14 protein-coding genes are annotated in these 13,203 nt (G+C 42.1%); 7 read left to right on the forward strand and 7 right to left on the reverse strand.

Annotation, left to right across the window (positions count from 1 at the left end; all coding sequences use genetic code 11):
- Window positions 1-10 precede the first annotated feature (10 nt).
- Together panD and panC are read right to left on the reverse strand one after the other, a co-directional pair.
- Entirely contained in the window at window positions 11-355 is a 345-nt protein-coding gene (gene panD / locus IQ13_RS02540; RefSeq protein ID WP_129128842.1) for an aspartate 1-decarboxylase, read from the reverse strand.
- Between the two features lie 37 nt (window positions 356-392).
- On the reverse strand, window positions 393-1,241 hold the full coding sequence (gene panC / locus IQ13_RS02545) for a pantoate--beta-alanine ligase (protein ID WP_144884184.1): 849 nt from the start codon (window positions 1,239-1,241) through the stop codon (window positions 393-395).
- A gap of 107 nt (window positions 1,242-1,348) precedes the next feature.
- On the opposite strand from panC, the gene IQ13_RS02550 reads away from it, so the two are divergent.
- From IQ13_RS02550 to IQ13_RS02580, 7 genes are all read left to right on the forward strand, one after another.
- Window positions 1,349-2,167 carry a glycogen/starch synthase gene (locus IQ13_RS02550; RefSeq protein WP_144884186.1) on the forward strand — a complete coding sequence of 273 codons (819 nt, stop codon included), beginning with the start codon at window positions 1,349-1,351 and terminating at the stop codon, window positions 2,165-2,167.
- A 15-nt stretch (window positions 2,168-2,182) separates the two neighbouring features.
- Window positions 2,183-3,673: a DUF4270 domain-containing protein gene (locus IQ13_RS02555; RefSeq protein WP_144884188.1), complete on the forward strand. Its 1,491-nt coding sequence runs from the start codon at window positions 2,183-2,185 to the stop codon at window positions 3,671-3,673.
- A 74-nt stretch (window positions 3,674-3,747) separates the two neighbouring features.
- A complete protein-coding gene (gene metK, locus IQ13_RS02560; RefSeq protein ID WP_144884190.1) occupies window positions 3,748-5,004 on the forward strand; it encodes a methionine adenosyltransferase in 1,257 nt (418 codons plus the stop codon).
- A 76-nt stretch (window positions 5,005-5,080) separates the two neighbouring features.
- Window positions 5,081-5,845, forward strand: coding sequence for a 23S rRNA (guanosine(2251)-2'-O)-methyltransferase RlmB (rlmB, locus tag IQ13_RS02565; protein WP_242009463.1), 765 nt, complete (start codon window positions 5,081-5,083; stop codon window positions 5,843-5,845).
- A 36-nt stretch (window positions 5,846-5,881) separates the two neighbouring features.
- Window positions 5,882-6,739: a hydroxymethylglutaryl-CoA lyase gene (locus IQ13_RS02570; protein WP_144884192.1), complete on the forward strand. Its 858-nt coding sequence runs from the start codon at window positions 5,882-5,884 to the stop codon at window positions 6,737-6,739.
- On the forward strand, window positions 6,739-7,713 hold the full coding sequence (locus IQ13_RS02575) for a GSCFA domain-containing protein (protein WP_144884194.1): 975 nt from the start codon (window positions 6,739-6,741) through the stop codon (window positions 7,711-7,713). The genes IQ13_RS02570 and IQ13_RS02575 overlap by 1 nt, the downstream gene beginning before the upstream one ends.
- A 135-nt stretch (window positions 7,714-7,848) precedes the next feature.
- Entirely contained in the window at window positions 7,849-8,154 is a 306-nt protein-coding gene (locus IQ13_RS02580) for a hypothetical protein (RefSeq protein WP_144884196.1), read from the forward strand.
- Here the strand turns inward: IQ13_RS02580 and IQ13_RS02585 are convergent.
- The 5 genes from IQ13_RS02585 to gyrA all read right to left on the reverse strand — a co-directional run bounded on the left by IQ13_RS02585 (window position 8,126) and on the right by gyrA (window position 13,152).
- Entirely contained in the window at window positions 8,126-8,446 is a 321-nt protein-coding gene (locus IQ13_RS02585) for a hypothetical protein (RefSeq protein WP_144884198.1), read from the reverse strand. The two genes, IQ13_RS02580 and IQ13_RS02585, sit on opposite strands and share 29 nt — an antisense overlap.
- A 274-nt stretch (window positions 8,447-8,720) precedes the next feature.
- Window positions 8,721-8,951, reverse strand: coding sequence for a hypothetical protein (locus tag IQ13_RS21445; protein WP_199758153.1), 231 nt, complete (start codon window positions 8,949-8,951; stop codon window positions 8,721-8,723).
- Window positions 8,926-9,168, reverse strand: a complete 243-nt coding sequence (locus tag IQ13_RS21450; RefSeq protein ID WP_199758154.1) for a hypothetical protein — start codon at window positions 9,166-9,168, stop codon at window positions 8,926-8,928. The genes IQ13_RS21445 and IQ13_RS21450 overlap by 26 nt, the downstream gene beginning before the upstream one ends.
- Before the next feature lie 76 nt (window positions 9,169-9,244).
- Entirely contained in the window at window positions 9,245-10,510 is a 1,266-nt protein-coding gene (locus IQ13_RS02595) for a tetratricopeptide repeat protein (protein ID WP_144884200.1), read from the reverse strand.
- Window positions 10,511-10,542: 32 nt separating this feature from the next.
- Window positions 10,543-13,152, reverse strand: coding sequence for a DNA gyrase subunit A (gene gyrA / locus IQ13_RS02600; RefSeq protein WP_144884202.1), 2,610 nt, complete (start codon window positions 13,150-13,152; stop codon window positions 10,543-10,545).
- Between the last annotated feature and the right edge of the window lie 51 nt (window positions 13,153-13,203).

Here is a 13,203-nt window from a genome sequence, read left to right on the forward strand (position 1 = left end):
CGGATACTCGTTAGAGTTTATTTGATTCTTTGGGAAATACCACCCATGGTTTAAAGTTCTTTGCTTCTTCAAACTTCATGGTTGCGTAAGATATGATAATTACCACATCTCCAACAGCACCTTGACGTGCAGCGGGGCCGTTAAGGCAACAAACACCACTTCCACGTTTGCCTTTTATGAGATAAGTTTCTAAGCGATTTCCATTGTTTACGTTCACCACCTGTATCTTTTCGTACTCGATCATATTCGCTGCATCCATCAGGTCTTCATCCAATGTAAGGCTGCCAACATAATGCAGATTGGCTTCTGTAATGGCAAGACGATGAATCTTCGACTTTAATACTTCAATTTCCATACAGCAAATTTATAAGGAATCTTTTTAATGAAACTGCTTAGTGCGTTAATACCATGTTGTCAATTAAACGCACTTCGCCAAGGTAAGCAGCAATCAATGCAACAACAGGATCGGTACCGTTCCACTGGGTAAGTGGTTCAAGTGTTGTTGCATGTGCAAGCTCTGTGTAATCAACCGTAAAACCATTATTTGTTAAAAGTGCGGTTGCGGCCTCTTTGATATTGTTGAGGTTGCCCGGCTGCAACTGTTGTTTCATTTGCAGCAGCGCTCTGTAAATGTATACCGCTGTTATTCGTTGCTGCGGGTTTAAACGCATGTTACGGCTGCTCATGGCCAAGCCATCTTCTTCACGAAGGGTAGGCGCAATGTGCAGTTTGGTGGATATGTTTTCCTGTTGAAGCAGCTGTTGAATAACCATACACTGTTGGTAATCTTTCTGCCCCATAAATAAATCATCTGCTTCAACAATCTGCAGTAATCTTTTCATAACCTGGTAAACACCCTGGAAATGCCCTGGTCTGTATTGCCCTTCCAGAACTGTTTCCAAAAAGCCAAGTTCGTAATGGGGGAGGTTAGCAGTTCCTGCAGGGTAAATTTCAGCAACTGATGGCAGAAATAACACATCGGTGCCAATGCCGAGCAATTTTTCAATATCGGCGCTAAGGGTGATCGGGTATTTCGAAAAATCGTTTGGATCGTTAAACTGGGTAGGGTTTACAAAAATGCTGCAAACGCTAATGTCTGTATAAGCTTTTGACTGTTGTATGAGGGAGAGATGGCCTTTATGGAGGGCGCCCATGGTAGGAACAAACCCTGTTTTAAGCCCCTTTTTTCCTGCACTCTGTAAATAGATTTGCAATTCCGGAATAGTATGAAAAATGAGCATAAAGTATTGTTTTTGCGTGCAAAACAGCCATAATCAGGGCCTTTTGCATAAAATCCACTACCTTTGCACACCTTATTTAACAGGTAACGTTTCTTTAACAATCAGTAATGGTAGCAGCAAAGAAAAGAATTTTATTCATTGCCAGTGAAATGTCTCCGTATCTGGAGGAAACAGATTTCTCGTCCATCGTAAATCAGTTGGCAATTAAAGCAAATGAGAGTGGTTTTGAGATCCGTTGCATAATGCCACGTTTTGGTGTTATTAACGAGCGTCGTCATCGTTTACACGAAGTTGTACGTTTAAGTGGTATCAATGTATCGGTAGACAACGACGATTATCCATTGCAGATTAAGGTAGCATCGTTGCCGAATGCCCGTTTGCAGGTTTATTTCCTCGAAAACGAAGATTTCTTTAAACGCAAATTCATTTATCATGATGAGAACGAGAAATGGTTCGATGATAATGATCTGCGTACGATCTTCTTTTGTAAAGGCGCATTGGAAACAGTAAAAAAATTCGGATGGCCTCCAGACATTATTCATTGCAGTGGCTGGATGACCGGTTTAATACCCATGTACCTGCAAACCGCTTACAAGAAGGAGCCGGTATTTGGTAACAGCAAACTCATCTTCACCGTTGGTCAAAATACATTTAAGGAAAAGCTCGGTGCTAAGTTTTTGAAGCTTGCCAATATTCACGCAAGCATCAAAGACAAAGACCTTGAGCCCTACAAGGATACCAACAACACAGCCATGTTCCGTGGCGGTGCTACGTATGCAGATGCAATTACTTTTGGAGCTGAAAAGGTTGATAAAAAACTGCTTGAAGAGTTTGGCAAAGTGCGTGGTAAGAAAGTGTTGCCATTTAATCCTGATGGTGATTTAACAGACTATTTACAACTATATACCGACCTTTCGGCGAAATAATATTGTCATCATTCTATGAACTTTCTCACACCGGAGATGCGCAGAAGTACTACGTTTTTAGCTGTTTCTTTTTTGTTTGTTTTTATTCTGAACGGTTGTACCAAGCTCGAGAGTACAAGATTAGGTGGTGATTTATTGCCAGGCGGTGACAGGCTTGTCACCGATACGCTTGTTCTTCCTGTTCAAACCTATTCGTTCCTCGATCAGGACTCTATCCTTCTAGATAAAAGCGAGCAATATTTATTAGGTTGGGTTAACGACCCGATGTTTGGTACCACAAGTGCCTCAATTTCGGCGCAGTTTCTGCCATCGTCGTATCCTTTTTCTTTTGCAGTAGCAAAAGACAGTTTATACCTCGACTCTTGTGTGTTATCACTTTCATTTAATGGCTTGTATGGCGATACCAATGCACTGACGAAAGTAAATGTTTACAAACTGTCCGATCCAACATTTAAGTCGAACATTTATTATCCACTTACATTTTTACCGAATTTTTCAACGGGTGATTTGTTAGGATCAACATCGTACACTGTTGCTGAAATCCGTAATAAAAAATACAACACACGTTATACCGACGACAGTATTTTTAACCAGTTACGTATTCGTTTAAATGATGCGTTTGGCCGTTCATTACTCGATCAGGATAATGTGAATGGCGCATTCCGTAACGATACCATTTTTAAAAACTTCTTCAACGGTTTAGCAATTGTTCCTGATACAACAGTTAGCGGAAATGCAATCAGCTATTTCCAGTTGAACAATGCGAAAACACGTATCAGCCTTTACTATCGTCAGCTGAACAGAGAAGGCAAGTTTGATACGGCTGCTGTGCGGTTTAATTTTGTAGCAGATACAATCCGCAGTGCCAGTGCAAACAAAGTTTACCGCAATTACAACGGTAGTACAGTTGCTCCATTTTTGAATAATACGCAGCCTTCGAGCCTGGTTTATTTGCAAAGCGGTCCCGGAACAGCTGTACGTGTTTCGGTACCAGGGTTAGATACGATCCGCAACAAATCTTACATCATTCATCGTGCAGAATTGGTGGCCCAGCAAGTATATCAAGGTCCGGTAGCACAGGAAAGCATTTTTGTTCCTCCTTACCTGCACCTTTTCAGTTATTCAGCAACGAATGATGTTGAGCCGATTCCGTTTGATCAGCCTTATTATTTTGTAAACTCGTTTTTCCTTAATCCCCGCCAGTTAGATACGGTGTTTAATATTGAAACAGCGTACACCGGTGGTAATCCGAATTACATTCAGGATATTGCCAGCAACAAAATCGCTGAGTATCGTTTCAACATGACGAGTTATGTTCAGAGTCTTGTAACCGGGAAGACCACCCGCAGAGATTTTAAACTTTCGGCGCCGTATTACCCCCGTTTCAGTAATAAGAAAATCGGATCCTCCAACCTTAACCCGCTGGCTTATGGCAGGGTGCAGTTAGGCGGAGGTGCGCATCCCTCACAAAAGATGTATGTGCGTATCTATTACTCCAAGCAATAACTTTTGAATTATTTCATAACCTATCTTTGCGGCTTTCCGAGCTAAACCATCGGAGCTTATAAACTCATTATTTTATGCCTTATTTATTTACATCCGAATCAGTTTCTGAAGGACATCCTGATAAAGTTGCAGACCAGATCAGTGATGCGTTGATTGATAACTTTCTTGCTTTTGATCCGCAGTCGAAGGTGGCTTGCGAAACACTGGTTACAACGGGACAAGTTGTGTTGGCCGGTGAAGTAAAATCGAAAGCTTACCTGGATGTACAGGACATTGCACGTGGTGTAATTAAAAAGATTGGCTATACTAAGAGCGAGTATATGTTCGAAGCAAACTCATGTGGTGTGTTAAGCGCTATTCATGAGCAGAGTGCCGACATTAACCAAGGTGTTGATCGTAAGAAGAAAGAAGAGCAAGGTGCTGGTGATCAAGGTATGATGTTTGGTTATGCAACTAACGAAACAGAGCATTACATGCCATTGGCGTTGGATCTTGCACATAATCTGTTAATTGAATTAGCAGCTATCCGTCGTGAGAAGAATTCGAAAATGCCTTACCTGCGTCCAGATGCAAAGAGCCAGGTAACATTGGAATACGATGATAACAACCGCCCGGTTCGTATTGATGCAATTGTAATTTCTACACAGCACGATGATTTTGATGCCGAAGCAAAAATGCTGGCGAAGATCAAAGCTGATGTAATCAATATTCTGATCCCTCGCATTAAGTCAAAATATAAAAAGTACGCTAAGTTGTTCAACAACGACATTAAATACCACATCAACCCAACAGGTAAGTTTGTAATTGGCGGGCCTCACGGTGATACTGGTTTAACAGGTCGTAAAATCATTGTTGATACATACGGTGGTAAAGGTGCACACGGTGGTGGTGCGTTCAGCGGTAAAGATCCTTCTAAAGTAGATCGTTCTGCTGCTTATGCAACACGCCATATTGCAAAGAACCTTGTTGCTGCAGGTTTGTGCGATGAAGTGCTGGTACAGGTTTCTTATGCAATTGGTGTTGCCAAGCCAACCTCTATCAACGTAAATACATATGGTACAGCAAAGGTTGATTTGAGCGATGGCGAAATTGCAAAGATTGTTGAAGGCATCTTTGATATGCGTCCTTACTTCATCGAGCAGCGCTTGAAATTGCGTAACCCGATCTACAGTGAAACAGCAGCTTATGGTCACATGGGTCGTGTTCCTGAAGTGGTTGAGAAATCATTCAAGAGTCCCGATGGTAAAGTGAAGAAAGTAAAAGTTGAGTTGTTTACCTGGGAGAAATTAGATTATGTATCGAAAGTGAAAAAAGCTTTCGGTTTAAAATAACCCAATAAACCATCAATGTGGTTCAAACCCATAAACCGAAAGGTTTGTGGGTTTCTTTTTTATGTTTCTTTGCAATGTGAAACAGTTCCGTCAAAAACAACAACGTCCCAAAAAGTCTTCATTAGTAATTGGCCGTATTGCCGTGCTTGAAGCATTGCAGGAAGGCAAACAACTCGATCGTATTTACATGCAGAGTAATTTGCATGGCGATGTAGCCGATGAAATTCAAAAGCTGGCTTATAAGCAACAGGTGCCCATTAATAAAGTACCGGTTGAAAAGCTGAACAGTTTTAATGTCAACGATCATGAGGGTATTGTTGCACAGCTTTCGAAGATTCGTTACCAGGATCTGCAGCAGGTAATTGATTGGGTAGTGGAGAAAGGTGAAGCACCGATGTTTGTTATTCTTGATGGTGTTACCGATGTACGCAATATCGGCGGTATTGCACGTACGGCTTTATGCTGTGGTGCACAGGCTATCATCATTCCGGATAAAGGAGTGGGGGCGTTGAATGAAGATGCGATACTGGCCAGTGCCGGTGCATTGGAACAAATTGCTGTATGCCGTGTAAACAGTTTAATGAAAGCGGTGGATGATCTGCATCTTAACGGCATCAAAGTATTGGCGAGTGAAATGACAGCAAAGAAAAGTATTTACACTTGCGATTTTAAAGAACCTTGTGCCATTGTAATGGGAGGAGAAGAGAAAGGTGTTTTTCCAGGTTTGATGAAGATTTGCGATGAAACGTTTAAAATTCCCATGAAAGGAGATTTTGAAAGTTTAAATGTAGGTGTAGCAACGGCAATGATTCTGTACGAAGGGATGAAGCAGCGAGGGTAGCTTAACCTTTTTTCCTAACTCTCTTAAGTTGAAATAATGGAGCAGCATTCAATTAAACTTATCGAATGTCCACGTGATGCTATGCAGGGGTGGAAACAGATGATTCCTACCGAAAAGAAAATCGCTTACATCAATGCTTTGTTACAGGTAGGGTTTGATACGATCGACTTTGGAAGTTTTGTATCGCCCAAAGCTATTCCACAAATGGCCGATACGAAACAGGTGCTTGCCGGGCTTGACTTAACCGGTTCAAAATCGAAACTGTTGGCCATTATCGCCAATGAAAGAGGAGCCGAAGAGGCTGTTTTGTACAACGAAATCAGTTACCTCGGGTTTCCGCTATCTGTCTCCGAAACATTTCAGCATCGAAATACGAATAGTTCAATCGCAGAGTCGTTAAAAAGGGTAGAGGCGATTCAGGAACTCTGTATTAGAAACAATAAGCAACTGGTGGTTTATCTGTCGATGGGATTTGGTAACCCGTATGGCGACTCGTGGTCGGAAGAGATCGTTTTTGAAAAGGCTAATCAACTGGCCAATATGGGAATTGAGATTATTTCACTTGCAGATACTGTGGGGCTGGCAACGGCCGACCAGGTAAAACGTGTAACCGGTCATCTTATCCGAAACATGCCTGAGGTTGAAATAGGTGTTCACCTGCATTCAACCGCCGTTAACTGGAGAGAAAAACTCGAGGCTGCTTACAAGGTTGGCTGTCGAAGATTCGATTCTGCACTTTTGGGAATCGGCGGTTGTCCGATGGCCAATGATGAATTGGTGGGTAACATGGATACAACGAAAGTGTTGAGTTTTTTTGAAAACAAAGAATCGCTGCATTTGAATGCTGAAGCCTTGCAGCTCAGCCTGCATTTAGCCGCCGAAATATTTAACTGATGAACTTTTTTGCACATATTGATTTGAAGCCTTTGCCGATGCCGATCACGCATCAGCAGAAGCTTTTACTTATCGGAAGTTGTTTTACAGAGCATATTGGAAATAATCTTAGCGATTTGAAATTTAATGTTTTACAAAATCCTAATGGTATTTTGTTTGAGACAGAAAGTGTAGCCCGGAGCCTGGTTTCGTACATTCAACATAAACAGTATGCCGCTGCGGATTTGTTTCATTATAATGAACTTTGGCAGAGCTGGGATCATCATAGCCGGTTCTCCAATCCATCACTGGAAGCTGCTTTAACTGCAATAAATCAGTCGCAAACCGAAGCGCATCATTTTTTAAAAGATGCCGATTGGCTTATTATTACGCTAGGCTCGTCGTTTGTGTATAAGCTGAATGATGCTGGCCGTTTTGTTGCCAACTGTCACAAGGCTCCCGGACAATGGTTTACAAAGCATTTATTGCCCATAGATGAGCAAATTGCTTTGCTGGACAATACCATTCACCAGCTGTTTCATTTTAATCCCAGGCTAAAGATCATTTTTACTATCAGTCCAGTAAGGCATCTGCGTGATGGCGTTGTGGAAAATAACCGCAGCAAGGCCCGTTTGCTTGAAACCGTGCATCATCTCGTAAATAAGTTCGATCGGTTGTTTTATTTCCCGGCTTATGAGCTGGTTATTGATGTGCTGCGTGATTATCGTTTTTACGATATCGATCTGGCACATCCCAATTACGCTGCTACACAGTTTGTAATGGATAAGTTCAGCGAATGTGCATTTACAGAAGAAACGAAAAGTTTAATCAAAACAATCCGGCAAATTGTAACGGCGAAAAATCACAAAGCATTTAACCCCGAATCGCAACAGCACCAAGCATTTCTAAAGCAACATTATGAAAAGGCAGTTCAGCTTGCACAGGAGCATCCATATCTAAATCTCCAAGATGAGCTGCAATACTTTAAAGGTTGATTATCAAATCCTAAAGTAAATATTTTTCTTATAATTAATATTATGTTAAATAGCCGCACAGAAAAAAAATGGGGACGAAAAAAGAAATGATCCGGAACAACCCGCTTCTTTCGTGGCTTACTTTAAATTTAAAGCATGAAACACTACGACTTTGTAACAGCGGTTAAATTAAGGGAATATTATGCAGACAAACTTAGTGGACTACCCCTTAGTGAATCAATCAGCACATCAATAACAAATATTATTGCATGTATTGCTGGGCAGCAACAGCAGCAAGCTACAAATAATGAATCGCTTAATATTGATTCCGACCTTACACCAGAGGAACGAATAATGAAAATCTATGTAGTTGTAGGATACGTTAAAAATGGAAAGGATTATTACTTTGAAGAATTAGAGAACATTCTGAAATTTAACGGTCTCGATATGGTAAGCCTTTAATGTCACAAAGGTCTTTTACAGACTTGTTCGACATTTTGCTTATTCGTTCCTGACAATCCCACATCCAGTTTAAAAATCTATCAATTTTTGCTTGGTCGGTAATTATTTCTCTATCTACCGATAAGAAAACAAGTTCACCATTCATTTTCATATACCAATGGATTTCACCTTCCTGTAACATGTGTGGTGGAACATTAGCATACTTCTTATAAAAATCAAGGGAAAATCTATCTTCGATAGCTTCTCCCTCTTTATTCATTTCTTTTTCTATGTCCCCATTTTTTTCTTCCATATGTTCAGGATTCGTTTTTTAAAACTTACGAATCCAGAACCACTGAACCCGTAGCTATTTAAACATAATATTGTCTTATATAATTTCTCGTACCGCCCCCTTCCAACTGCCGCCCGTGTTCAGGCGAACATCCCCCTGCGCACAAGCACCAAGGCAGGATGTCCGCCTGAACACGGGCGGCGCTGTCGGGAGCTACACCCAAATAATTCAATCCCTCCGCTAAGAAATCATATAAGAAATTTTTATGTTAAGCAGCTAAAAGACAATTTCAAACCTACATTTGCTGCTTAGCAATGATGAACGGGATCAGCTGATCGATATCAAGGCCTGCCCTGTTGAGCGCATCAGCAATTTCATCTCGGTTAACGTTGGCGGCAAAACTTTTTTCTTTCAGCCGCTTTTTTACTCCTTTCAATTCCATGCCCGCATAACCCTCCGGCCGCATTAAGCTGTAAGCATGAATCAGTCCGCTAAGCTCATCAAATGCATACAGCAGCTTGTCCATTTTTGATTGCCATTTCCCAACGCCACTGGCCAGCTTCATCCAGTTGCTCCATTTCGGCGGCCCAGCTTTTCATGAGTTGAGCTACTTGCCGCATATGCAGCTTTAATCGTTCATTTTTAACCCAGTCATTCAGCAACGTTTCAGCGTCGTGTCGACTCAGTACATTACCTGCATTTGCAGGGGCTCCAAAGTTATTACGGTTTAACAGCAATGACATAGTAATGCGTTTAGATGGTTGAACAGAATAAAAAAGGCTGTTCAAATGAACAGCCTTTTTTATTGATAATCAATTATTATTGATTTAATGCCTGATATTTTGCATCATATTCTTTTTCCTTATCTTTATTGCCGAGGAAACGGTGTGCTTCGGTTAAAAGATATACGGTAGACTTGTATTCGTTCTTCGTGCGTCTGTCTTTTAACTGGTCTGCAGTCATTGCGCTGAAGATGTTGTACGCATTATCAAGACTTGGAATTGCTTCCTTCATCTTTTCGTCCATTTTCTTCTTCATGTCTGCTTTCTTTTGGGTATCTGCAGGAGTTGTTCCTTTGATTTTTTTGATTTCGTCCTGGATAAACGCCGCTTCGTTGTAATAGATCTTACCCATTAACAGGTGCGCATCAGCGGTTTTGGGATCCAGCTCAATGCAGTTTTTTAAAACAGAAATCATTTTGTCGAAGTATACAGGGCGTTGTTCTGCTGTTGCCTTGTTATCCATAAAGATCCAGTTGAAGATTTCAGCTGCATAGTCATAACGTACTTCGTAATCCTTCGGGTCGTACGCTGCAATAGTTTCATATTTCTTGAAAACCTCCAACGGGTCTGCTCCGTTTTTGCGCATTTTGTCCAGCTCTACTTTGTCGTAGTATGAATCCTTCGGATAAAGCTGGCGACCAATATCTGCATATTTTTTAGCGTTTTCTGCATCTTTCTTTTGCTCGTAATAATAAGCGAGGTAACGATAAACTACGTCAAAACCATCGCCACCAATCTTTGCATCAGCAATCTTTTGGAAGAAGCTTACTGTTTCTTCCTTGTTTTCAAGTTGCATTGCTGCAGCGCCTGCATAATAATACAAGATGGTGTCTACTTCGCTGAGAGCCCATTTATTTTTGAAGATGAAACGACCAACTTTGTCGGCTTTCTTATAATTATCTAACGCACCCTGGTAATTGCCTGAGTTGTAAAAAGCGTTTGCTTCCTTTTGGAGTTCGAGGTAGTTCTCAAATACCGGGTAGCTTTTGGTCATCATGGAAATTTCAGTCTGCTTGCTGTCAAGCTCCATCGCTTTTTGATAAGCTTCGAACGACTGCATCCATGCATCCGGAACCGATGCCTTCAGGTTTGCATCTTTTGCAATCTGACCATAAATCATTCCTTTATAATACCAGGCTTCCCAGTTCTTTTGTTCTTTTTCTGTTGCCAAAGCTTGGTCTACTGCGTCCTTTGCTTTTGCCCAGTCTTTTTTGTCGTAAGCACTGCGAATCTTTTTAATATCCTGAGCCGAAATACTCCAGGCAAACAGTACAGCAATCGCTGCGAAAAGAAATTTTTTCATTTTCTTTTTTATTTTGATAATTATTGTTTTTTTTACTGATTATCAGTTGATTCGGTGTTTGTTTCTTCGTCGGTTGGCGTAGTGTTTTCGTTAGATGCTTCAGGTGTTGATTTCGTTGCATCACTGCTTTCTGTCTCAACAACTTCTTCTTCAATGTTGCTTTCATCTAACCGTGTAATGGCTGCAATTTCATCGCCATCATCCACACGAATCAGCTTTACACCCTGAGTTGCACGGCCCTGTTCACTGATTTGGGCAACCTTCATACGGATGGTGATACCGCTCTTACAACTAATCATCAGGTCTTCTTTTTCGGTTACTTCAAGCATACCAACTAAAGGGCCTGTTTTGTCTGTAACGCTGATTGTTTTCACACCTTTACCACCTCTGTTCGTAATACGGTACTCATCAACAGCTGTACGCTTACCGTAGCCTTTTTCACTTACTACCAATACTGTCCTTGTTGCGTCTTCCCTGTTTACACAAATCATACCAACCACTTCGTCGTGCTCGTCATCCACTTCAATACCGGCAACACCAATTGCGCCACGGCCGGTCGGTCTTACTTTTTCTTCAGGGAAACGAATGGCCCGTCCGCTCTTCACTGCCATCATAATTTCGCTGTTGCCATCGGTCATCTTCGCTTCCAGTAACTGATCTCCTTCTACGATGGTAATCGCATTCACACCGGTTGCACGACGTCTGCTAAAGTCTTCTAAAAGCGTTTTCTTAATAATACCCTTCCTGGTGCAGAGTACAATGTAATGATTCTTTACAAATTCTTCATCGTCGAGGTTGGCAACATCAATGATCGCTCTCACCTTATCATCCGGTGGTAATTGCATCAGGTTTTGAATTGCACGCCCCTTGCTGGTCTTATCACCTTCAGGAATTTCGTAGCTCTTCAGCCAGTAACAACGACCTTTTTCGGTAAAGAACAACAGTGTGTGGTGGGTAGATGCAACAAAGAGATGTTCTACATAATCCTCTTCTCTTGTTTTGCTACCGATTGCTCCCCTGCCACCACGCTTCTGCTGACGGTATTCGGTAGCAGATGTACGTTTGATGTATCCATGATGTGAAATTGTGATCACCACATCTTCTTCTTTGATGAGGTCTTCAATACGTACTTCGTTATCGAGATAAGTAATTTCTGTTTTACGCTCGTCGCCAAAACGTTCTTTTACTTCCAGGAGTTCGGTTTTGATGAGCTCGAAACGCATGGTTTCATTTGAGAGGATTTCATTCAGGTGTGCAATCAACTTCATCAGTTCGTCGTACTCCTGTTTGATCTTGTCACGTTCCATGCCTGTTAAACGCTGGAGACGTAATTCCAGAATGGCTTTGGCCTGAATTTCATCCAATCCCCATCCTGCATTGATCAGGTTATCCTTGGCAATATCCGGTGTGGCAGAGCTGCGGATCAAAGCAATTACCTCATCGAGGTGATCCAAGGCAATTAAATAACCTTGTAAGATGTGTGCACGCTCCTGCGCCTTGCGTAATTCGTATTTGGTACGACGTACAACCACTTCGTGACGGAACTCGACGAACTCTGAAATCATGTCTTTCAGGTTGAGTGTTCTGGGACGTCCTTTTACAAGCGCCACGTTGTTGATGCCGTAAGAAGTCTGCAGTTCGGTGTATTTGAACAACTGGTTGATGATAACGTTTGCTACTGCATCACGCTTCAGATCAACCACAATACGAGTACCTTCTTTCTGGTTACTTTCGTTGTTTACGTGAACGATACCTTCAATAACCTTGTCGTTTACCAATTGGCCGATCTTATCGGTCAAAGCATCACGGTTTACCTGGTAAGGCACTTCGGTAATGATGATTTGTTCACGACCACTGGTTTTGGTTTCAACCGTTAATTTTCCACGCAATACAACACGACCACGACCAGTGTGGTAACCGGCTTTGATGCCTTCCATGCCGAATATAGTTCCAGCGGTGGGGAAATCCGGAGCCTTTACATACTGCATCAGTTCGTCAATCGTGATCTCACGGTTATCGATATACGCCACGCAACCGTCAATTACTTCGCTGAGGTTATGCGGCATCATGTTGGTAGCCATACCTACGGCGATACCACTGGAGCCGTTTACCAGCAACTGTGGTATGCGGGTTGGAAGTACAGTAGGTTCCGTTTCGGAGTCATCGAAGTTATTCTGGAAGTCTACAGTTTCTTTGTCAATATCATTCAGCATGCTTTCGGTAAGGCGTTCCATACGTACCTCTGTGTAACGCATAGCCGCCGGACCATCACCATCCTGGTTACCGAAGTTACCCTGACCATCGACCAAGGTGTACCGCATGCTCCATTCCTGGGCCATACGCACCATGGCATCGTATACCGAACTGTCGCCGTGCGGGTGATACTTACCCAGCACCTCACCCACAACTCTCGCACTTTTTTTGTAGGCTTTGTTGTACTGAAGCCCCAGCTCGTTCATGGCGTACAAAATGCGGCGATGTACCGGTTTTAAACCGTCCCGCACATCAGGAAGTGCACGTCCAACAATTACCGACATCGAGTAATCGATGTAGGCTGTTTTCATTTGCTCTTCGATATTAACCGGAATAATGCGGCCGTTGTTATCCTGACCGTTTTCCATTGTATTTTCTGTTTGATCCATAGTAAAAAATAAAGCGGTCAAAGATACCGAAAACGGAGGGCAATACGCACT

Origin of the sequence: Lacibacter cauensis (assembly GCF_007830055.1) — a bacterium.
Classification (GTDB): Bacteria; Bacteroidota; Bacteroidia; order Chitinophagales; family Chitinophagaceae; genus Lacibacter; species Lacibacter cauensis.

Excerpts from the sequence above, each read along its gene's own strand:
- metK (WP_144884190.1), top strand. The coding sequence starts at position 3,748 with ATGCCTTATTTATTTACATCCGAATCAGTTTCTGAAGGACATCCTGAT.
- IQ13_RS21450 (WP_199758154.1), bottom strand. The coding sequence starts at position 9,168 with ATGTCATTGCTGTTAAACCGTAATAACTTTGGAGCCCCTGCAAATGCA.
- panC (WP_144884184.1), bottom strand. The coding sequence starts at position 1,241 with ATGCTCATTTTTCATACTATTCCGGAATTGCAAATCTATTTACAGAGT.
- IQ13_RS21445 (WP_199758153.1), bottom strand. The coding sequence starts at position 8,951 with ATGGACAAGCTGCTGTATGCATTTGATGAGCTTAGCGGACTGATTCAT.
- IQ13_RS02575 (WP_144884194.1), top strand. The coding sequence starts at position 6,739 with ATGAACTTTTTTGCACATATTGATTTGAAGCCTTTGCCGATGCCGATC.
- IQ13_RS02580 (WP_144884196.1), top strand. The coding sequence starts at position 7,849 with ATGAAACACTACGACTTTGTAACAGCGGTTAAATTAAGGGAATATTAT.
- IQ13_RS02585 (WP_144884198.1), bottom strand. The coding sequence starts at position 8,446 with ATGGAAGAAAAAAATGGGGACATAGAAAAAGAAATGAATAAAGAGGGA.
- IQ13_RS02550 (WP_144884186.1), top strand. The coding sequence starts at position 1,349 with ATGGTAGCAGCAAAGAAAAGAATTTTATTCATTGCCAGTGAAATGTCT.
- IQ13_RS02570 (WP_144884192.1), top strand. The coding sequence starts at position 5,882 with ATGGAGCAGCATTCAATTAAACTTATCGAATGTCCACGTGATGCTATG.
- panD (WP_129128842.1), bottom strand. The coding sequence starts at position 355 with ATGGAAATTGAAGTATTAAAGTCGAAGATTCATCGTCTTGCCATTACA.
- gyrA (WP_144884202.1), bottom strand. The coding sequence starts at position 13,152 with ATGGATCAAACAGAAAATACAATGGAAAACGGTCAGGATAACAACGGC.
- IQ13_RS02555 (WP_144884188.1), top strand. The coding sequence starts at position 2,183 with ATGAACTTTCTCACACCGGAGATGCGCAGAAGTACTACGTTTTTAGCT.
- IQ13_RS02595 (WP_144884200.1), bottom strand. The coding sequence starts at position 10,510 with ATGAAAAAATTTCTTTTCGCAGCGATTGCTGTACTGTTTGCCTGGAGT.